Origin of the sequence: Streptococcus sp. 714 (assembly GCF_013277115.1) — a bacterium.
Lineage (GTDB): Bacteria > Bacillota > Bacilli > Lactobacillales > Streptococcaceae > Streptococcus.
In genome coordinates this window covers 1-403 of record NZ_VMMH01000022.1, presented here as the reverse complement: position 1 = coordinate 403, position 403 = coordinate 1, and the positions used below count along the sequence as shown (strand labels likewise).

The following is a 403-nucleotide window of genomic DNA, read 5'->3' as shown; positions in this document are numbered from 1 at the left end:
TCTGTTGCTTTTTCTGGTGTGCTTGGTTCTGACACATTGCCTGCTGGATCTGTTGCTTTCGCTGTTACTTCTCCTGCTGGAAGTTCTTTCGTTGGTGTGATTGTAGCTTTTCCGTTTTCGTCTGCTACTCCTTCACCAAGCTTGTTACCATCTTTATCAAATAACTCAACTTTAGATCCTGGTTCTGCTGTTACTTCAACTGGTGTCTTAGTTCCTGCTTTATCTGTTAGATCTGTTTTGATTTCTGGTTTAGCTGGTGCTTTTGTATCTTCTGTTGCTTTTGCTGGTGTGCTTGCTTCTGATACATTTCCTGCTGGATCTGTTGCTTTCGCTGTTACTTCTCCTGCTGGAAGTTTTTTCGTTGGTGTGATTGTAGCTTTTCCGTTTTCGTCTGCTACTCCTT

General features: G+C 42.4%; 1 protein-coding gene. It reads right to left on the bottom strand.

The annotated features are described in order from the left end of the window. The coding region (locus HT718_RS08175) for an Ig-like domain-containing protein (RefSeq protein ID WP_240147367.1) at positions 1 to 403 on the bottom strand (403 nt) is incomplete at both ends.